Raw genomic sequence first — 19,682 nt, forward strand, 5'->3', positions numbered from 1 at the left:
GGCCGCGCGCCCCGGACGCCCGCCCGACGGCTACAGCGTCGCCCAGGCGCCGGCGCCGAGCATGCCCTTGATGTCGCTCGCGAAGCCGTTGTCCGGGTCCACCAGGAAGCCCAGCTCGAACAGGACGCTGCGTGAGTGGCCCTCCATCAGCAGGCGGACCGGGACGTCGCCCGGGTGGGCGCGGAGCGCGCGCTTGAGCTCGGAGACCAACTGGGCGTTGATCTTCCGCTCGTTGATGTTCAGCTGGATCGGCGGCTTGCCGCCGTGCTCCGCGGCGGAGATGTCGAGCATCTGCATCTCCGAGCCGAAGATGCTCAGCGCGCCGTCGCGCTCGTTCAGGCGGCCCTTGACCGCGACGACGTTGTCCTCCACCAGCATCTCGCTGAGCAGCATGTACGTCTTGGGGAAGAACAGCACCTCGACCGAGCCGTCACGGTCGGCGAGGGTGATCAGGGCCCAGGCGTTGCCCGCCTTGTTGATCCGGCGGTCCACCGAGGTGATCAGCCCGGAGAGCTTGACCTCGCCCTCCGTCCGGCCGGAGCCGAGCAGTTCGGCGATCGAGGTGTCACGGTTGCGGGCAAGGATGTGCTCCGCGCCGTCCAGCGGGTGGCTGGAGACGTACAGGCCGAGCATCTCCCGCTCGGTGGAGAGCAGGTGCTTGCGCGGCCACTCCTTGTCGTCGACCTGGAAGTCCAGGCCGATCGTCGGGGCCCCGGCGCCGTCGTCGATCGCGCCGAAGAGGTCGTCCTGGCCGATCGCGGCCTGCTTCTTGACGCCGATGACGGCGTCGATCGCGGTCTCCGCCACGGCGACCAGGCCGCGCCGGGTGTGGCCCAGCGAGTCGAACGCACCGGCCTTGATCAGCGAGTCAACGGCACGCTTGTTGCAGACCGGCAGCTCGACCTTGTCCAGGAAGTCGGCGAAGGTCGCGTACTTGCCCTTCGACTTGCGGGTGGCGACCAGCGAGTCGATGACGTTCTCACCGACGTTGCGGATGGCCTTGAGACCGAAGCGGACGTCCTCGCCGACGGCGGTGAAGTCGGTGACGGACTCGTTGATGTCCGGGGAGAGCACCTTGATGCCCTGGGCACGCGCGTCGGCCAGGTAGACGGCCATCTTGTCCTTGTCGTCGCCGACGGACGTGAGCAGCGCGGCCATGTACTCCGCCGGGTAGTTGGCCTTGAGGTACGCGGTCCAGTAGGAGACCAGCCCGTACGCGGCGGAGTGCGACTTGTTGAAGGCGTAGCCGGCGAACGGGACCAGCACGTCCCACACCGCCTGGATCGCCTCGTCCGAGTAGCCGCGCTCCTTGCAGCCCGCGTGGAAGGGCACGAACTCCTTCTCCAGGACCTCCTTCTTCTTCTTGCCCATCGCGCGGCGGAGCAGGTCGGCCTGTCCGAGGCTGTAGCCGGCCAGCACCTGCGCGGCTCGCTGGACCTGCTCCTGATAGACGATCAGGCCGTACGTGGGGCCGAGGACGTCCTTGAGCGGCTCCTCCAGCTCCGGGTGGATCGGGGTGATCTCCTGCTGGCCGTTCTTACGCAGGGCGTAGTTGGTGTGCGAGTTCATGCCCATCGGGCCCGGGCGGTACAGCGCGGAGACGGCGGAGATGTCGGCGAACTCGGTCGGCTTCATCAGGCGCAGCAGCGCGCGCATGGGACCGCCATCGAGCTGGAACACGCCCAGGGTGTCACCGCGCTGGAGCAGTTGGAAGGTGACCGGGTCGTCCAGCGGGATCTCGTCGCAGTCGACGTCGACACCACGGTTGGCCTTGATGACCTTGATGCAGTGATCGATGATGCCCAGGTTCCGCAGACCCAGGAAGTCCATCTTGATCAGGCCCATGGCTTCGCACGACGGGTAGTCGAAGCCGGTGATGATCGTGCCGTCCTTGTCCCGCATGTGCAGCGGGATCAGGTCGAGCAGCGGGGTCGAGGAGAGGATGACCGCCGCCGCGTGCACGCCGGTGCCGCGGATCAGGCCCTCGATGCCGATACCGGTGTCGATGATCTTCTTGACGTCCGGCTCGTTCTCGTAGAGGGCGCGGATCTCGGTGCCCTCGTTGTAGCGCGGGTGCTCGGGATTGAAGAGGTCCTTGAGCGGGACGCCCTTGCCCATCACGTCCGGCGGCATCGCCTTGGTGATCTTGTCACCCATGGCGAAGGGGTAGCCGAGGATGCGGGAGGAGTCCTTGACGGCGGCCTTGGCCTTGATCGTGCCGAAGGTGTTGACCTGCGCGGTGTACGCGGCGCCGTACTTCTCGCCGACGTAGCGCACCATCTGGTCACGCTGGCGGTCGTCGAAGTCGATGTCGACGTCCGGGGGGTTGATGCGCTCGGGGTTGAGGAACCGCTCGAACAGCAGGTCGTGCTCGATCGGGTCGAGCTGGGTGATGCCGGTGAGGTAGGCGATCATCGAGCCGGCCGCGGAACCGCGGCCCGGGCCGACGGGGATGCCGTTGTCGCGGGCGTACTGGCAGATGTCCGCGACGACGAGGAAGTAGGAGGAGAAGCCCATCGGGTCGATGACGGACATCTCCAGCTCGATCCGGTCGAGCACCTCCTGGCCGGGGTCGTCGCCGAAGCGCTTCTTGAGGCCCTCGCCGATCTTCTGACGCAGGTAGCTGACCTGCGTCTCGCCCTCGGGCACGTCGAACTGCGGCATCCGGTCGACGAAGGCGAAGACCTCGTCGTAGGGCTCGATCATCGACTCGACCAGGAGCGTGTTGTCGCACGCCTCCGGCAGCTCGCGGAAGAGCTCGCGCATCTCCTCGGCGGTCTTGAGGTAGTAGCCGGAGCCGTTGAACTTGAAGCGGTTCGGGTCGTCCTTGTTCTTGCCGACGCCGATGCAGAGCAGGTTGTCGTGCGCGTCCGCCTGGTCGGCGGTGACGTAGTGCGAGTCGTTGGTGGCCAGCAGCGGGATGTTCAGCTCCTTGGCCAGCCGCAGCAGGTCCGTCCGGACGTCGCGCTCGATGTCGAGCCCGTGGTCCATCAGCTCCAGGAAGTAGTTCTCCTTGCCGAAGATGTCCTGGTAGGCGGAGGCGGCCGCGACGGCCTCCTCGTACTGGCCGAGGCGGAGCCGCGTCTGCACCTCGCCCGAGGGGCAGCCGGTGGTCGCGATGATGCCCTCGGAGTGCTGCGAGATGATCTCGCGGTCCATGCGGGGCTTCATGTAGTAGCCCTCGATGGAGGCGAGCGAGGAGAGCCTGAACAGGTTCCGCAGGCCGCCCGCGTTCTTGGCCCACATGGTCATGTGGGTGTACCGGCCACCGCCGGAGACGTCCTTGCCGCCCTCGCCGCTGGCGTCCCCCCCGGCCATCCGGCCGCCCTGCTGGCCCCAGAAGGTCTGCTTCTTGTGGGTGCGGCTGCCGGGCGCCACGTAGGCCTCGATGCCGATGATCGGCTTGACCGGGTGCTTCTGCGCGATCTGGAAGAACTCGTAGGCGCCGAACATGTTGCCGTGGTCGGACATCGCGATCGCGGGCATGCCCTGCCGCTCCACCTCAGCGAACATCTTGCCGTTCTTCGCGGCCCCGTCCAGCATCGAGAACTCAGTGTGAACGTGCAGGTGAACGAAGCTGTCGGCCACGGCGGACGGCACTCCTCACGAGGGCGGCGACTGGGGTAGAGAACAACCCTAGGGACCCGTGAGCCTGAAGGCAAAGCAGCACGCAGGACCCTATGATGCCGGGAGGATTTCCGGCTGAGCAGACATATCGAGACAGGTCCGAAGCCCCGCATGTCGTGGAACGTGATCGGCCAGCTGATCGCCCTCGCGCTGACCATCGGCCTGACCCTGCTCATCGGCTGGCTGGTCGACAAGGCGCTGCAGCGCGTCGCCGCGCGGCACCCCGAGACGACCGTCTGGCCGATGCTGCGGAGCTGCCGCATCCCGCTGCAGTGCGTCGTCTGCCTCGGCCTGCTGCTCGCCAACGCGCCGCTGGCGCAGCTCTTCGACAGCCACGCGGGCGACGTCCGGCACGGCCTGCTGCTGGCGCTGATCGCCTCCGTCGGCTGGCTGGCCGGCCGGGTCGTCGCGGCCGTGCTGACGGCCTTCTTCTCCCGGTACCAGGAGGTCGCCGACGACCCCTCCCGGGTGCAGCGGGTGCGCACGCAGATCAGCCTGCTACGGCGGACGGCCGGCGCGCTGGTGATCCTGGTCACGGTCGGCGCGATGCTGCTGACCTTCTCGGAGATGCGCGCCGTCGGCGCCTCGCTGCTGGCCTCGGCCGGACTGATCGGCATCGTCGCCGGCATCGCGGCACAGAGCACGCTGGGCAACTTCTTCTCCGGGCTGGTGATCGCCTTCGGCGACCTGGTCCGCATCGGCGACACGGTGGTGGTCGAGCAACAGCAGGGCACGGTGGAGGAGATCACCCTCTCCTACCTCGTCGTCCGCCTCTGGGACCAGCGCCGGCTCGTCGTCCCCGTCTCCTACTTCGTCAGCCGGCCCTTCGAGAACTGGACCCGCGCCGACCCGCACACCACCGGCTGGGTCCTGCTCCACCTCGACCACACCACTCCCGTCCCGGAGCTGCGCGAGGAGTTCCACCGGTTGCTGCTGGACAGCAAGGAGTGGGACGGCCGGGACTGGGGCCTAGTCGTCTTCGACACCACCCCGTCCACGATCGTGATCCGCGCGACCATGACGACGCGCAACCCCGACGACGCCTACACCCTCAAGTGCGCGACCCGCGAACACCTCCTCGCCTGGCTCCGCGACCACCACCCGGAGGCGCTCCCGCGCGTGCGGACGGCGGGGTGAGGGGACAGCCCCGCCGGGGCGGGGCACAAGCAGCTTCCGCACCGACTCGTCGTGACCCCGCCACCACAGGGGGCCGAGGACTCCGCTTGGCTGCTACATCCCCCCGGAGTGGACGACGCGTCGATTGGCCAGCATCACGCCGGCCGCGACGAACCCGGTGCCGGCCAGGACGGGGAGGGTCAGGGGTTCGCCGAGCAGGGGGACGGCGGCTGCGGCCGTCAGGACGGGGCTGAGGCTGCCGACGGTGGTGCAGCGTTCGGGGCCGAGACGGCGGATCGCCGTGGCATAGAAGAGGCCGGAGCAGACGCCGGTGCCGACGCCCTGGACGAGGACGAAGAGCAGCACGTCGCGCGGCGCGGCGTGGCTGAGGAGGGTGCTGGGCAGCACGCCGGGCAGAGCCAGCAGGGCGATGACAGCGAAGGTCGGGACGCAGAGCAGCCCCATGGACGCGACGGGGTCGAGCGAGATCTCCCGCAGGCCGACGGTGTAGATCGCCCAGAGTCCGCTGGCGAGCAGCAGCAGGCCGACCCCGGCGAGGGTGCGCCCGTCCACCCCCGCGAGACCGGGCCCCGCCAGATCGGGCCCCACCAGGGCGAGCGCGCCCAGACCGATGAGGCCGAGGCCCGCGCCCTGCAGCCCGCGCGGCGCCCGGCCGGCGCGGACCGCCAGCGCGGCGATGAAGAGCGGGACCATCCCCGGCACCAGCGCGCCGACGAAGGCCGCCGACGTGAGCGCGCCGCCGTAGGTCGCCGCCAGGTAGAAGGGGACCCCGCCCCCGAGGACGATCTTCAAAGCGGGCGCCCAGCGCAGGCCCGCCGCGCTGGTGAACTGCCCGCGCCGCCGCCAGAGCGCCGGGGCCAGCACCAGCGCCGGGAGGCCGAAGCGGATCAGCGCCGCGTCCGCCGGGCGCAGCGAGGAGGCGGCGAGCGCCCGGTCGCTGAGCGCGAACGCGCTCCACAGGCAGACCGTCGCCAGCAGCGCGGCGACGCCGAGAGGGTCGGCCACCCGCCGCCCGAGCCGACGGGCGGTGGGCTCGGCAGCCGCCGTCCGCTCGGCGGCGGGCAGGGTCGCGAGGGGCGGGGCGGACGTCGGGGGCATGGCGGCGTGACTCCACTAGCTGCCGAAAATGGCGGGAACGCGGCAATGCTATGGCGACAGGTGCGGCATGCGATTGCTAAAAATGTCCCCAGAGACCAGCCAAGAGGCAGGATCTGCCACGATCAGCCATTCAGGAGACCCGAGCACCATGGACGCCGTCGACCGGTCGATCATCCGCGAGCTGCAGCAGGACGGCCGACTGACCAACCAGGAGCTGGCCGACCGCGTCCGCCTCTCCCCCTCGCCCTGCCTGCGCCGGGTGCGCCGGCTCGAGGAGGCGGGGGTGATCGAGGGCTACACCGCCCTGGTGGACCAGTCCGTCTTCGGCCTGCCGGTGACCGCCTTCGTGCGGATCGGACTGGAACGCCACAACGCCGCCAGCGTCGAGGCCTTCGAGGCGCACGTCCAACGGATCGACCACATCCAGGACTGCTACCTGATGGCCGGCAGCACCGACTACCTGCTCCGCATCGTGGTCGAGGACCTCCAGGCCTACGAACGCCTGGTCCGCACCCGCCTCCACGCGATCCCCGGCATCGCCTCCATCGAGTCCGAGTTCGCCTTCGGCAGCGTCAAGCACACCCGCGTCTTCCCGCAGCCGGCGCCCTCGCGGCCGGCCGCGGTGGAGTGACCCTCAGGCGCGGCGCCGCAGCGCGTACCAGCCCGCCGTCAGCGCCGCGGCGATCGGGACGATCAGCAGGACCGTCCAGCGGCCGACGGTGCCGCCGGAGACGCCCATCTCCACCACGACGAAGAGCAGGAAGGCGATCGTCACCAGCTCGATCCAGGGCGAGAAGCCCAGGCGGTAGGCGGGGCGCTCGGCGTGGCCCGCGCGAGCCCGGCGGACGAAGAGGGCGTGGCAGACCATGATCATGATCCAGGTCGAGATCACGCCCAGCGAGGCGATGTTCACGACGATCTCGAAGGCCTCACCCGGGAGCCAGGCGTTGAGGGCGACGCCGATCAGGGCCGCCGTAGCGGTCAGCAGGATGCCGCCGTAGGGGACCTGGGTACGGCTCATCCGGCCGGTGAAGGCGGGCGCCGAGCCCGCCGCGGCCAGCGAGCGCAGGATGCGGCCGGTCGAGTAGAGGCCGGAGTTGAGGCTGGACATCGCCGCCGTCAGCACGACCGCGTTCATGATGCCCCCGATGCCCGGCACGCCCAGCTTGGAGAAGACGGTGACAAAGGGGCTCTCGCCGGCCGAGTACGCGGTCCACGGGAGCAGCAGCACCAGCATGACGATCGATCCGACGTAGAAGATCAGGATGCGCCAGGAGATCGAGTTGATCGCCCTCGGGACGACCTTGGCCGGGTCCGCCGTCTCGCCCGCCGTGACGCCGACCATCTCGATCGCCGCGTAGGCGAAGACCACGCTCTGCAGCACCACGATCATCTGCAGTACGCCGCGCGGGAACCAGCCGCCGTTGTCGCTGATCATGTGCAGGCCGGGCGTCTGCCCGGCGATCTGGTGCTGGGTCGCCAACAGCACGATGCCGACGACGAGGAAGAGCACGATGGCCGCGACCTTGATGATCGCGAACCAGAACTCCATCTCGCCGAAGAGGCGGACCGAGATCAGGTTGATCGACAGCACCACCGCCAGTGCGACCAGCGCCAGCACCCACTGCGGGACCGACGAGAAGACCGACCAGTAGTGCACGTAGAGGGCGACGGCCGTGATGTCGGCCATGCCGGTGGTCGACCAGTTCAGCACGTACATCCAGCCCGCGATGTACGCGCCCTTCTCGCCCAGGAACTCGCGCGCGTACGAGACGAACGAGCCCGACGAGGGCCGGTGCAGCACCAGTTCGCCGAGCGCCCGCACCACGAAGAAGGCGAAGACGCCGGCGACCGCGTAGGAGATGGCCAACGAGGGCCCGGCCTTGGCCAGGTTGCCGCCGGCGCCGAGGAAGAGGCCGGTGCCGATCGCGCCGCCGATGGCGATCATGCTGATGTGACGGGGCGCCAGGGTCTTGGCGTAGCCCGCGTCCCCCGAGTCGTCGAGTTCGACGTCGGCCTGCTGCGATGCGATGTCGGACGTCGTCCGCGGGTCGGTGCTCACACGTGCCTTTCGTGACAGGGATTCAACGTTCGCTGCGCAGGTCGAGCTGGCGGATCACGCGGTCGACCAGCTCCGGGTCGGCGCCCGGCTCCATCCGCGCGGCCTGCATCTCCTCGCGGGAGGCCGCGAGCATCTGGCCTTCGACCCGGCGCAGGGTCTTGACGACTTTGACCCGCTTCTTCCACTCCTCGCGCTGCTGCTCGTCGTAGAGGTCGGGGCGGCTGCGCGCGAGGCGGTCGACCTGGCGCTGCTTGAGCCGGTCGACCAGCTCCTCGGGCAGCTCCTCGTTCGCGGCCATCTCCTTGAGCCGCATCAACCCGGCCCGGGAGGCCCGGTACCACAGGCGGCGCTCCTCGTGGTCCTCCGCGCTCTGGTCCCGGCTCAGGCCCAGCCAGCGCACCGCCAGCGGCAGCGTCATGCCCTGGACCACCAGCGTGAAGATGACGACGGAGAAGGCGATGAAGACGATCTCGTAGCGCAGCGGGAAGGTCGCGCCGCCGTGCACGGTGAAGGGGATGGCCAGCGCCAGCGCGACCGAGGCCACGCCGCGCATCCCCGCCCACCACAGCACCACCGACTCCCGCCAGCCGAGCGGCGTCACGTCCTCGCGGCGGCCCAGCCGCCGGTCCAGCCAGGCGGCGAACCAGGAACCGGGCAGCAGCCACAGGAAGCGGACCCCGACCACGACGACGATGACCAGGGCCGCGTCGCCGATCATCGACGGCCAGGTGCTGCCGGCCTCGTGCAGCACGGTGGACCACTCGAGGCCGATCAGCCCGAAGGCCATGCCGGAGATGAGCAGCTCGACCACGTCCCAGAACGCGGAGCCGACGAGCCGGAACGCGACGTCGTCCGCGCCCACCGCCCGGTCGTTGATCCACAACGCGCAGACCAGCACCGCCAGCACGCCGGAGCCGTGCAGTTGGTCGGCGAGCACGTAGGCGGCGAAGGGGACCAGCAGGCTGAGCCCGACCTGGAGCGTGGCGTCGCTGAGCAGCGTCATCAACTTGCCGCTGAGCCAGCCGATGCCGACGCCGAAGACGAGGGCCAGCACCGCGGACAGCAGCAGCCGCAGCGCGGCGTGCGCGGTGGAGAAGTGACCGGTCACCACGGCGTCGATGGCGAGCGCGTAGACGACCAGCGCGGTGACGTCGTTGAACAGCCCCTCGGTCTCCAGGATGCCGAGCAGGCGGCGCGGCAGGCCGACGCTCTGCGCGACCGCGGCCGCCGCGATCGGGTCGGGCGGGGAGATCAGCGCGCCGAGCGCGACGGCGCCGGCCACCGGCATCGCCGGGGTGATCCAGTGCATGGCGCCGGCGACCGCGGCGGTGGTGAGCAGGACCAGGGCCACGGCCAGCAGCAGGATGACGCGGGCGTTCTGGCGGTAGTAACGGGCCGTCGAGCGCTGCGCGGAGGCGTAGATGAGCGGGGGCAGCACGAGCGGCAGGATGAGTTCGGGCTCGATGCTGATGTTCGGCACGAACGGCAGCAGAGCCAGCACGACGCCGATCACGGTCATCAGCACGGGCTGCGGAATCCGGATCCGCTCGGCGAGCGGGGTGGTGATGATGGCGCAGAGGAAAACCGTGAAGAGGAGGGTCAGCTGCGCCACACGAGCATCATGCCAGACGCTTCACCATGCTCCGGTGCGGAATACCCGCGTCAGGGTATTCCTCTCCAAAAGCGACATAACCCAGCCGCTCGTAGAAGCCGAGGGCCTGGACCTGGGCGTGCAGTTCCAGCTCCACGCCGCCGTGTTCACGCCCCGCGGCCTCGATCGCGCGGACCAGCGCGGCCCCGAGCCCGGTGCCGCGCGCGGGCTGACGGACCGCCAGGCGGCCGAGCAGCACGACGCCCTCGCGGCCGGTCTCGGCCAGCGCCTGCGGACCGTGGATGAGACGGCCCGTCCCGAGCGGCGTCCCGTCCTCGGCGCGCGCCAGCACGTGGACGCTGGTCGCGTCGAGCTCGTCGTACTCGAGCTCGACGGGGACCCGCTGCTCCACGACGAAGACCTCGTGGCGCACGGCCCGGACGTCCGCCATGTCCGCCTCGTCGGCGACGGCGATCGTCACCCCGCCGACGGCCTCAGCTCTCGGCACTGATGATCTCCAGGGCGCGGGCCAGGTCCGCCGGGTACTCGCTGGTGAACTCCACCCAGTCCCCCGTGGCCGGATGCTCGAAGCCGAGCGAGACGGCGTGCAGCCACTGGCGGGTCAGGCCGAGCCGCTTGGCCAGCGTCGGGTCCGCGCCGTAGGTGGTGTCGCCGACACAGGGGTGGCGCAGCGCCGACATGTGGACGCGGATCTGGTGGGTGCGGCCCGTCTCCAGCTTGATGTCCAGCAGCGAGGCGGCGCGGTACGCCTCGATCAGGTCGTAGTGGGTGACGGACGGCTTGCCGCCGGCCACGACGGCCCACTTCCAGTCGTGGTTGGGGTGGCGGTCGATCGGGGCGTCGACGGTGCCTGACAGCGGGTCCGGGTGGCCCTGGACCAGGGCGTTGTAGCGCTTCTCCGGCACGCGGTCGCGGAACTGCTGCTTGAGCGAGGTGTACGCCTGCTCGGACTTGGCGACGACCATCAGGCCGGAGGTGCCGACGTCCAGCCGGTGCACCACGCCCTGGCGCTCGGCCGCGCCGGAGGTGGAGATGCGGTAGCCGGCCCCGGCGAGGCCGCCGATGACCGTCGGGCCGGTCCAGCCCGGGCTCGGGTGCGCGGCGACGCCGACGGGCTTGTCGACGAGGACGAAGTGCTCGTCGTCGTAGACGATCTTCATGTCGTCGATCTTCTCGGCGACGATCTGCACCGGCGCCGGCGGAGCGGGGAGCTCGACCTCCAGCCAGGCTCCGGCGGTGACCCGCTCGGACTTTGCGACCTCGGCGCCGTCCACGGTGACCTTGCCCTCGGCGGCCAGCTCGGCGGCCTTCGTGCGGGAGAAGCCGAACATACGGGCGATCGCGGCGTCGACGCGCTCGCCTTCGAGGCCGTCGGGCACGGGCAGGGCGCGGATCTGGGGAACGGTGCTCACCGTCACGAGTATGCCGTATGGACGAAGGACGCCCGGCCGAGCCGGACGCCCCCTCCCACCTGCGGGCGCCCGTCCCCCGGGCGCCGCTCACTTGTCGCGCTGGACCGTGCCGTCCGGATTGGTGCCGAGGAAGGAGAGCAGGACCACCAGGATGCCGCCGCAGACGATGGCCGAGTCGGCCAGGTTGAAGACCGCGAAGTGCTTGACCGAGATGAAGTCGACGACCGCGCCGCGGAACAGGCCGGGCGAGCGGACGATGCGGTCGGTCAGGTTGCCGAACGCTCCGCCGAGCAGCAGGCCGAGCGCGACCGCCCAGGGCAGGCTGTAGAGGCGACGCGACAGACGGATGATCACCACGATGACCGTGGTCGCGATGAGCGTGAACACCACGGTCAGCGCCGCGCCCATGCCGAACGCCGCGCCGGGGTTGCGGATGACGGTGAGCTGCACCCAGTCGCCGATCAGCCGGATGGCGTCCTTGTGCTCCAGTTGGGCCACGACCAGCAGCTTGCTGCCGAGGTCGAGCAGGTAGGCGAGCAGCGCGACGCTCAGCAGGACGCCGATGCGGCGCTTCTTCACGACCGGCGTCGGCTCCACCGTCTCGACCGTCTCGTCCTCACCCGAGGCGGGAGCGGCAGCCTCGGCGTTCTGGTGACCCTGGGTACTGATGATGCGCTCCGCGTGACCGTGTCGGTTGGGCTGTCGCCGTCGAGGGTACGGCACGCGACGCCCCGGGCGCGGTGTGGGGCCGCACCCGGGGACGGTGCCTTACTCGCCGGTACGGCTCAGTAGCGGCGTTCCTGCTTCTGCTTGCACTCCACGCAGAGCGTGGCGCGCGGGAACGCCTGGACGCGCGCCTTGCCGATCGCCTTGCCGCAGGACTCGCAGAGCCCGAACTGCGGTCCGGCCATGCGCAGCAGCGCGCGCTCGGTCTGGGCGAGCATGTCGCGGGCGTTGGCGGCCAGCGACAGCTCGTGTTCGCGCGAGATGTTCTTGGTACCGGCGTCGACCTGGTCGTCGCCGGCTCCGTCGCCGGAGTCGCGCATCAGTCCGCTGACGGCCTCCTCGGCCGTGTGGATCTCGGCCCTCAGCTCGGCCGCCTCGGCGGTGAGCTCGGACTGGAGCTCCATGACCTCCTCGGCCGTCCACGGGTCCTCACCCGGGCGGACCGGAAGCGCGGCCGGGTCCAGACGCGCGCCGGTGGCCTGGTGCGTCGTCCGGGTGGCGGCAGTGGTCTTGTTGCGCGTCACGATGCTCTCCCCCGGGTCGCCCACGGACACTCCGGCGCGGCGTGTCCCGCCAGCTCGGCTGCTTGCCTTGTCCGCCATTCCCTCGACCCCTTCGTGCATGACTGACCGGCCTTCTCTCGGTGCCGGAACGATAAACCGTGGCGAATGCCACCACAACGGGACATACCGAAGTACGCCCTTCCACTCGCCTGGCTGCACCAGCGCGGTTGCCCGGGCCGCGTGGTCCTGCAGCATGAAGGACGACTGGACGAAGGGAGTTGTGCCCAGAACGTGACGCGATAATCGCCCGGTGTGTCCGTTACCGGCGCGTCACCTCACAGGGGGCGTGCAGGGGCGCGCGTGCATTGGGCGCGAAATCACGGCGGCGATCCCTATAGACTTCTTCCGCAGCAAGGCGTGGATGGGGACGAGTACCGCCGAACGCAGCCAGGAGAGACCCGGGGACGGTGGAAGCCCGGGGGCGTGCGCAGCGAGAAGATCACCCCGGAGCCGTCGGAGGAAACGCCGGGCCCTCGGCCAGGTGGAGTAGAACCGGCCGCTGACCCCAATGAGGGGGCCGCAGTCCCGTACGTGCGGCCAAGGAGGGTGGTACCGCGGGGCGCGCGTCGCCTCGTCCCTCCGTCGGAGACAGCTGTTTCGCAGTTCCGCCGGAGGAATCATGACCGCGCTGTATCGCGCCGTACCCGCCCAAGTCGACCTGCCCGCGCTCGAACACCAGATCCTCTCCTTCTGGCAGGACCACAAGATCTTCGAGCGGAGCCTCACGCAGTCCGAGGGCCGCCCGGAGTGGGTGTTCTACGAGGGCCCGCCGACCGCCAACGGCATGCCGGGCGCGCACCACATCGAGGCCCGCGTCTTCAAGGACGTCTTCCCGCGCTACCGGACCATGAAGGGCTACCACGTCGCCCGCAAGGCCGGCTGGGACTGCCACGGCCTGCCCGTCGAGCTGGCCGTCGAGAAGGAGCTCGGCTTCTCCGGCAAGCAGGACATCGAGGCCTACGGCATCGCCGAGTTCAACGCGAAGTGCCGCGAGTCCGTCACCCGGCACACCGACGCGTTCACCCGCCTGACCCAGCGCATGGGCTACTGGGTCGACCTCGACGACGCCTACCGCACCATGGACCCGGACTACATCCAGTCCGTGTGGTGGTCGCTGAAGCAGATCTTCGACAAGGGCCTGCTGGTCCAGGACTTCCGCGTCGCCCCGTGGTGCCCGCGCTGCGGCACCGGCCTCTCCGACCACGAGCTGGCCCAGGGCTACGAGACGGTCGTCGACCCGTCGGTCTACGTCCGCTTCCCGCTGACCGGAGGCCCGCTGGCCGGCAAGGCCTCGCTGCTGGTCTGGACGACGACCCCGTGGACGCTGGTCTCCAACGTCGCCGTGGCCGCCCACCCAGAGGTCGCCTACGTCGTCGCGACCGACGGCGCCGAGCAGGTCGTCGTCGCCGAGCCGCTCGTCGAGAAGGCGCTGGGCGAGGGTTGGACCACCACCGGCGAGCGCTTCACCGGCAAGGAGATGGAGCGCTGGACCTACCGGCGTCCCTTCGAGCTCGTGGACGTGGACGGCGAGGCGCACTACGTCGTCAACGCCGAGTACGTGACCACCGAGGACGGCACGGGTCTGGTCCACCAGGCTCCGGCCTTCGGCGCCGACGACCTCGCGACCTGCCGCAACTACGGCCTGCCGATGGTCAACCCGGTCCGCGCCGACGGCACCTTCGAGGAGAGCGTCCCGCTGGTCGGCGGCGTCTTCTTCAAGAAGGCCGACGAGGCGCTGACCGCCGACCTCAAGGACCGCGGCCTGCTCTTCCGGCACGTCGCCTACGAGCACAGCTACCCGCACTGCTGGCGCTGCCACACGGCGCTGCTCTACTACGCGCAGCCCTCCTGGTACGTGCGCACCACCGCGGTCAAGGACGCCCTGCTGCGCGAGAACGAGCGCACCAACTGGCACCCGGAGACGGTCAAGTACGGCCGCTTCGGCGACTGGCTGAACAACAACATCGACTGGGCGCTCAGCCGCAACCGCTACTGGGGCACCCCGCTGCCGATCTGGCGCTGCGAGGACGACCACCTCACCTGCGTCGGCTCGCTGGCCGAGCTCTCCGCACTCACCGGCGCCGACCAGAGCGGCCTCGACCCGCACCGCCCGTTCATCGACGACGTCACCTTCGCGTGCCCGAGCTGCCAGAAGACGGCCGTGCGCGTGCCCGAGGTCATCGACGCCTGGTACGACTCGGGCTCCATGCCGTTCGCGCAGTACGGCTACCCGCTGAAGAACCAGGAGCTGTTCGAGAAGCGCTACCCGGCGCAGTTCATCTCCGAGGCCATCGACCAGACGCGCGGGTGGTTCTACACCCTCATGGCCGTCGGCACCCTGGTCTTCGACCGCTCCTCCTACGAGAACGTCGTCTGCCTCGGCCACATCCTGGCCGAGGACGGCCGCAAGATGTCCAAGCACCTGGGCAACATCCTGGAGCCCATCGAGCTGATGGACACCAACGGCGCCGACGCCGTGCGCTGGTTCATGGCCGCCGGCGGCTCGCCCTGGTCGGCGCGACGCGTCGGCCACGGCACGATCCAGGAGGTCGTCCGCAAGACCCTACTGACCTACTGGAACACCGTCGCCTTCCAGGCCCTCTACGCCCGCACCGCCGGCTGGGCGCCGTCCGCCGCCGACCCCGCGCCGGCCGACCGGCCGATGCTGGACCAGTGGGTGCTGAGCGAGCTCAACGCCCTGGTCCGCGACGTCGACGCGGCCCTTGAGGCGTACGACACCCAGCGGGCCGGCAAGCTGCTCTCCTCCTTCGTCGACGACCTCAGCAACTGGTACGTGCGCCGTGGCCGCCGCCGCTTCTGGCAGGGCGAGCCGGCCGCGCTGGCGACCCTGCACGAGGCGCTGGAGACGGTGACCCGGCTGATGGCCCCGCTGACCCCGTTCATCACGGAGCGGGTCTGGCAGGACCTGGTCGTCCCGGTGGCGCCGGACGCCCCCGAGTCGGTCCACCTCGCGACCTGGCCCGTCGCCGACGAGTCGCTGATCGACCCGGCGCTGTCGCGCCGGATGGCGCTGGTGCGCCGGCTGGTCGAGCTCGGCCGCGCGACGCGCGCCGACTCCGGCGTCAAGACCCGCCAGCCGCTGTCCCGCGCGCTGGTCTCCGCGCACGGCTACGAGGAGCTCCCGGCGGAGCTGCTCGCGCAGATCGCGGAGGAGCTGAACGTCGCCGCGATCGAGTCGCTGGCCGAGGTCGGCGGGTCGCTCGTCGACACCACGGCGAAGGCCAACTTCCGCGCCCTGGGCAAGCGCTTCGGCAAGGGCGTCCAGGACGTGGCCAAGGTGGTCGCCGCCGCCGACGCCGCGGCGCTGTCCGCGTCGCTGCGCGCGACCGGCACCGCGTCGGTCGAGGTCAACGGTGAGACGGTGGAGCTCACGCCGGAGGACGTGGTCATCACCGAGACCCCGCGCGAGGGTTGGGCCGTCGCCAACGAGTCCGGCGCGACCGTGGCCCTGGACCTGCACATCACCCCGGAGCTGCGCCTGGCGGGCGTCGCCCGCGACGCCATCCGCCAGGTGCAGGAGGCCCGCAAGAACTCGGGCCTGGAGGTCTCCGACCGCATCGTGCTGCGCTACGTCGCCGCCACCGACGAGACGGCCGAGGCGCTTGCCGCCCACGGCGCGCTCCTCGCCGACGAGGTCCTCGCCACGGACTTCGCCTCCGGCGAGCCCGACTGGGCCGACGCCGCGCCCTTCGCGGACGAGGCCCTGGGCCTGACGTTCTGGCTGCGCAAGGTCTGAGGATGACGACTCTTCAGGTACTGCGCGCCGCCGACCGCGTGGCCAGTCCCTGGAAGAACGGCGGCGGCGTGACCCGCGAGGTCGCGTCGTCGCCGTCGGGGGCGGGCGAGTTCGACTGGCGGGTCTCACTCGCCGATGTCGCCTCCGGCGGTCCGTTCTCGTTCTTCGAGGGCGTCGACCGGATCATCACCGTCGTCCGGGGCGAGGGCATGGCCCTCACGGTCGACGGTGTGGAGACGGTCGTCTCGGAGCGCTTCTCGCCGTTCGCCTTCTCCGGCGACGCGCGGACGGACTGCCGTCTTCTCGGCGGCCCGCTGGTCGACTTCAACGTGATGACGCGCCGCGGCGCGGTCTCCGCGGACGTCCGGTTCGTCAGGACGAGCACCGCTGTGACGGGCACCACCCTCACCGTCGTCCTCGAGGGCGCCGCCACTGTCGAGGGCGCCGACCTCGGCCCGCTCGACGCCGCACTCGTGACCGGTGAAGCGGCGCTCGACGTCCACCACGGCGTGGCCGCGGTCGTCACTCTCTCCTGAGCGACGCAGAAGGGCCGAGCGACGCAGAAGGGCCCCGCTCCGGTTTCCCGGAACGGGGCCCTCTCGTATGACGACCCTAGTTCTCGTCGTCCTGGTCGATCAGGAACCCGCGCATCGGCTGGGGCGCCTGCTGCAGCGGGGGCTGCGGACGGACGGCCGCCATCGGCTGGGTCATCGCCGCCGGAGGCGTCGGCTGAGCGCCGGCCGGCTGGAACGCGTTGCCGCCGAACGACGGGCCGTTCTGGCCGCCGCCGAAGGACTGCTGGCCGCCGAACGTCTGGTTGCCACCGAAGGAGGGGCCACCCGCGCTCATCGGGGAGGCGCCAACCGGGCTCATCGCCGGCTGGGGCAGGGGAGCAGCCGGGGGGAGCGAAGCCGTGGCCGGGGTCCGCGGCGGCGCGAGGCTGTCGTCCGCCTGGGACTCCAGCTGACGCAGCTGCGTCTCCAGGTAGGACTTCAGACGCGTGCGGTACTCACGCTCGAACGCCCGCAGGTCCTCGACCTTGCGCTCCAGCGTGGCCCGCGCGGACTCCAGGGAGCCCATCGCGACGCGGTGCTTCTCCTGCGCGTCCCGCTCCAGCGCGTCCGCCTTGGCGCGGGCGTCGCGCTCCAGACCCTCGGCGCGGCTGCGGGCCTCGCCGACGATCTTGTTGGCCTCGGAGCGGGCCTCGGCGATCGCCTGGTCGGCGGTCTGCTGGGCCAGCGCCAGGACGCGGGCAGCGGAGTCGTTGTTCTGCTGCTGCGGCATCATCGGCTGCTGCTGCATGGGGGCGAGACCGCCGCCCATGGTGTGGCCGCCCATGGGGCCGCCCATCTGCGGGGCCGGCTGCAGCTGCGGGCCGCCCGGGCCACCGGGGCCGGGGAGCGCGGGCTGACCGGGGTGGCCGCCCATCTGCTGCTGCATGTGCGGCGGCATGCCCTGCTGCATACCGGGCTGGCCCATGCCCTGCGGGGGCATGCCCGGCTGGCCCATGCCCTGCGGCATGCCGGGCTGGCCCATGCCCTGCGGCATCCCCTGCTGGGGCATGCCCTGCTGCGGAACCGGCGGGCCGGATATGGCGGCGGGCACGGGTGCGCCGGGGCGCTGCTGCTGCGGACCGTCCTGCGGGCCGGGCAGCTCCTTGCGCATGTTCTGCTGGTTCTGCGCCTGGGCGGCGGCACGGGTCGCGGCGGCCAGCTTGGCGCGCAGGTCCTCGTTCTCGCGCAGGAGGCGGGTCAGCTCGCCTTCCACCTCGTCGAGGAAGGCGTCGACCTCGTCCTCGTCATAGCCTTCGCGGAGGCGGACGGTCGTGAACTGCTTGTTCCGAACGTCCTCGGGGGTCAATGCCATTTCTTCACCTCAACGTGATCGTCGGACAGCCGGGCGTCTGCGTCGGTCACAGTGCCCCCACGACCTGGATCAAGATCAACACAATGATGATCAGCAGCATGAAGGCAAGATCGAGGGCCGCTCCCCCGATCCGCACCGGAGGGATCCACCGCCGCAACAACTTGAGCGGCGGATCCGTGACGGTGTAGATGCTCTCGAGCAGGACGACCATGGCCCGCCCTGGCCGCCAGTCGCGGGCGAAGAACTGGACCCAGTCCATCACCATGCGGGCCAGGAGCAGGACGAAGAAACACATCAGGACGATGTACAGCACCTGCCATACAACGCTCACCGTGTCTCCCCTCGCCCTTCATGCCTGTCAGCTCTGGTTGAAGAACCCGCCCTCGGCGATCCGTGCCTTGTCCTCCGCCGTTACATCGACGTTAGCAGGAGACAGCAGGAACACCTTCTGCGTCACGCGCTCGATGCTGCCGTGAAGCCCGAAGACGAGTCCAGCCGCGAAGTCTACGAGGCGCTTGGCGTCCGTGTCGTCCATCTCCGTGAGATTCATGATCACAGGGGTGTTCTCACGGAAGTGTTCCCCGATGGTACGGGCCTCGTTGTAGGTTCGCGGGTGCAGCGTGGTGATGCGGTACGGCTCCCGCTCGGAGGCGGTCTTGGACGTGATCACCGGGGCGCTCTTCTCGACGAGACGACGTTCGGGTGTGATGGACGCCACTGGCGCGATGCGCTGCTCGGGCGCCCGCATCGGGGCGACGACCGCCGAGGCGGCCACCGGAGCGGCGGCGACCGGGGCGGCCACGGGCGCGGCCGGGCGACGGACCTCCTCGGTCTGTCCGGTCCTCAGCGGCTCGGGCTCGTGGTCGTAGTCGTCGTCCGGGTCGTAACCCTGGGCGTCGTAGCCATCGTCCTCCACGAGACCGAGGTAGACCGCCATCTTGCGCATTGCGCCGGCCATACTCCTGTCCTCCGCTCTGTGGTGGATCGGTCCGGGAGGTACTACGATCCACGGTTCCCCTCCGGCTCCCCGGAGAGATTCTGGAATGTCCGGATTTGTTCTCCGGTCTGATCTTCTAACCGGTGACGTTACCGGAGCGTCGGCCGCGCACCCAGTACCGCCGTACCGATGCGTACGTGTGTCGCACCGGCAGCAATGGCTTCTTCCAGGTCTCCTGACATCCCGGCAGAGACCATCGTGGCAGCAGGATGGGTCTCGCGTACGCGGGATGCGATTTCCGCGAGACGGCCGAAGGCACGGCCTGCGTCGCCTGCGAACGGTCCCACCAGCGGCGCCACCGCCATCAGACCGTCAAGTCGCAGGCCAGGGGCGGACGCTACGGCCTGCGCCAGCGCCTCGACCTCACTCGGCGCGGCTCCGCCGCGGTGCGCCCCCTCCGGGGTCTCCGACTCCAGGCCGACCTGAATCAGGCAGCCGAGCTCGGCTCGTCCGGATTTGACCACTTCCGCCGAGAGCGCGTCGACGAGCCTGGTCCGGTCCACGGAATGCACGCGGTCGGCGTACCGGAGAACGGAACGGACTTTGTTGGTCTGCAATTGGCCGACGAAATGCCAAGCAAGGGCCAGATCCCGGCATTCCGCCGCTTTCGGCGCCGCATCCTGGTCGCGGTTCTCGGCGACGTCGGTCACCCCGAGCTCCGCCAGCAGCCGGGTGTCGGACGCCGGGTAGGTCTTCGTGACGACCACCAGGGTCACCTCGTCGCGCGGCCGCCCGGCGGCCGCGCAGGCGGCGCCGATGCGCGCCTCCACTGCGGCGAGGTTTGTCCGGAGTTCTGCCAGTCGGTCTGAAAAGGCCAGACGCTCC

Annotated in this window: 16 protein-coding genes; 4 read left to right on the plus strand and 12 right to left on the minus strand. The window is 70.2% G+C overall.

All coding sequences use genetic code 11. The annotated features are described in order from the left end of the window. Positions 1-30 precede the first annotated feature (30 nt). Positions 31-3,588 carry a DNA polymerase III subunit alpha gene (gene dnaE, locus TR48_RS15040; protein WP_042367106.1) on the minus strand — a complete coding sequence of 1,186 codons (3,558 nt, stop codon included), beginning with the start codon at positions 3,586-3,588 and terminating at the stop codon, positions 31-33. Positions 3,589-3,738: 150 nt separating this feature from the next. Between dnaE and TR48_RS15045 the strand changes: the two genes are divergently transcribed. Continuing rightward, a complete protein-coding gene (locus tag TR48_RS15045; protein ID WP_042367108.1) occupies positions 3,739-4,764 on the plus strand; it encodes a mechanosensitive ion channel family protein in 1,026 nt (341 codons plus the stop codon). 93 nt (positions 4,765-4,857) lie between these two features. Here the strand turns inward: TR48_RS15045 and TR48_RS15050 are convergent, their stop codons facing one another. After that, complete coding sequence (locus tag TR48_RS15050) at positions 4,858-5,862, minus strand: DMT family transporter (RefSeq protein WP_084729423.1); 1,005 nt, start codon at positions 5,860-5,862, stop codon at positions 4,858-4,860. A 148-nt stretch (positions 5,863-6,010) separates the two neighbouring features. Here TR48_RS15050 and TR48_RS15055 point away from each other — a divergent pair, with 148 nt between their 5' ends. Then, positions 6,011-6,493, plus strand: a complete 483-nt coding sequence (locus tag TR48_RS15055) for an Lrp/AsnC family transcriptional regulator (protein ID WP_042367110.1) — start codon at positions 6,011-6,013, stop codon at positions 6,491-6,493. A 3-nt stretch (positions 6,494-6,496) separates the two neighbouring features. Here TR48_RS15055 and TR48_RS15060 read toward each other — a convergent pair whose 3' ends face one another. From TR48_RS15060 to TR48_RS15085, 6 genes are all read right to left on the minus strand, one after another. Continuing rightward, positions 6,497-7,924: an amino acid permease gene (locus TR48_RS15060; RefSeq protein WP_439654470.1), complete on the minus strand. Its 1,428-nt coding sequence runs from the start codon at positions 7,922-7,924 to the stop codon at positions 6,497-6,499. A gap of 22 nt (positions 7,925-7,946) precedes the next feature. Next, positions 7,947-9,536 (minus strand): Na+/H+ antiporter, encoded by a 1,590-nt coding sequence (locus TR48_RS15065; protein ID WP_042367112.1) that lies wholly within the window; start codon positions 9,534-9,536, stop codon positions 7,947-7,949. A gap of 7 nt (positions 9,537-9,543) precedes the next feature. After that, positions 9,544-9,966 (minus strand): GNAT family N-acetyltransferase, encoded by a 423-nt coding sequence (locus tag TR48_RS15070; RefSeq protein ID WP_042367176.1) that lies wholly within the window; start codon positions 9,964-9,966, stop codon positions 9,544-9,546. 43 nt (positions 9,967-10,009) lie between these two features. After that, the gene (locus tag TR48_RS15075) at positions 10,010-10,948 is read right to left on the minus strand and encodes an RluA family pseudouridine synthase (RefSeq protein ID WP_042367114.1); all 939 of its coding nucleotides are present in this window, start codon (positions 10,946-10,948) and stop codon (positions 10,010-10,012) included. Between the two features lie 87 nt (positions 10,949-11,035). Next, positions 11,036-11,671, minus strand: coding sequence for a signal peptidase II (gene lspA, locus TR48_RS15080; protein WP_042367116.1), 636 nt, complete (start codon positions 11,669-11,671; stop codon positions 11,036-11,038). A gap of 62 nt (positions 11,672-11,733) precedes the next feature. After that, complete coding sequence (locus TR48_RS15085) at positions 11,734-12,198, minus strand: TraR/DksA family transcriptional regulator (RefSeq protein WP_236652156.1); 465 nt, start codon at positions 12,196-12,198, stop codon at positions 11,734-11,736. Between the two features lie 658 nt (positions 12,199-12,856). On the opposite strand from TR48_RS15085, the gene ileS reads away from it, so the two are divergent. Both ileS and TR48_RS15095 read left to right on the plus strand, forming a co-directional pair. After that, positions 12,857-15,994 (plus strand): isoleucine--tRNA ligase, encoded by a 3,138-nt coding sequence (ileS, locus tag TR48_RS15090; protein WP_052442685.1) that lies wholly within the window; start codon positions 12,857-12,859, stop codon positions 15,992-15,994. A gap of 2 nt (positions 15,995-15,996) precedes the next feature. Continuing rightward, entirely contained in the window at positions 15,997-16,530 is a 534-nt protein-coding gene (locus tag TR48_RS15095; protein ID WP_042367118.1) for a HutD/Ves family protein, read from the plus strand. A 76-nt stretch (positions 16,531-16,606) separates the two neighbouring features. Here the strand turns inward: TR48_RS15095 and TR48_RS15100 are convergent, their stop codons facing one another. The 4 genes from TR48_RS15100 to TR48_RS15115 form a co-directional block, all read right to left on the minus strand. Continuing rightward, the gene (locus TR48_RS15100; RefSeq protein WP_042367120.1) at positions 16,607-17,860 is read right to left on the minus strand and encodes a DivIVA domain-containing protein; all 1,254 of its coding nucleotides are present in this window, start codon (positions 17,858-17,860) and stop codon (positions 16,607-16,609) included. A 46-nt stretch (positions 17,861-17,906) separates the two neighbouring features. Then, the gene (locus tag TR48_RS15105; protein WP_042367122.1) at positions 17,907-18,191 is read right to left on the minus strand and encodes a YggT family protein; all 285 of its coding nucleotides are present in this window, start codon (positions 18,189-18,191) and stop codon (positions 17,907-17,909) included. 27 nt (positions 18,192-18,218) lie between these two features. Next, entirely contained in the window at positions 18,219-18,818 is a 600-nt protein-coding gene (locus TR48_RS15110) for a cell division protein SepF (protein ID WP_042367124.1), read from the minus strand. Positions 18,819-18,946: 128 nt separating this feature from the next. Next, a complete protein-coding gene (locus tag TR48_RS15115; protein WP_042367190.1) occupies positions 18,947-19,675 on the minus strand; it encodes a YggS family pyridoxal phosphate-dependent enzyme in 729 nt (242 codons plus the stop codon). Positions 19,676-19,682 lie beyond the last annotated feature (7 nt).

The sequence above is a fragment of the Streptacidiphilus neutrinimicus genome (genome assembly GCF_000787815.1).
In the GTDB taxonomy this organism is placed as follows: Bacteria; Actinomycetota; Actinomycetes; order Streptomycetales; family Streptomycetaceae; genus Streptacidiphilus; species Streptacidiphilus neutrinimicus.

Bases quoted from the DNA above. Each gene is read 5' to 3' on its own strand.
- TR48_RS15095 (WP_042367118.1), top strand. From the start codon at position 15,997: ATGACGACTCTTCAGGTACTGCGCGCCGCCGACCGCGTGGCCAGTCCC.
- TR48_RS15045 (WP_042367108.1), top strand. From the start codon at position 3,739: ATGTCGTGGAACGTGATCGGCCAGCTGATCGCCCTCGCGCTGACCATC.
- TR48_RS15110 (WP_042367124.1), bottom strand. From the start codon at position 18,818: ATGGCCGGCGCAATGCGCAAGATGGCGGTCTACCTCGGTCTCGTGGAG.
- TR48_RS15100 (WP_042367120.1), bottom strand. From the start codon at position 17,860: ATGGCATTGACCCCCGAGGACGTTCGGAACAAGCAGTTCACGACCGTC.
- TR48_RS15070 (WP_042367176.1), bottom strand. From the start codon at position 9,966: ATGGCGGACGTCCGGGCCGTGCGCCACGAGGTCTTCGTCGTGGAGCAG.
- ileS (WP_052442685.1), top strand. From the start codon at position 12,857: ATGACCGCGCTGTATCGCGCCGTACCCGCCCAAGTCGACCTGCCCGCG.
- TR48_RS15055 (WP_042367110.1), top strand. From the start codon at position 6,011: ATGGACGCCGTCGACCGGTCGATCATCCGCGAGCTGCAGCAGGACGGC.
- TR48_RS15050 (WP_084729423.1), bottom strand. From the start codon at position 5,862: ATGCCCCCGACGTCCGCCCCGCCCCTCGCGACCCTGCCCGCCGCCGAG.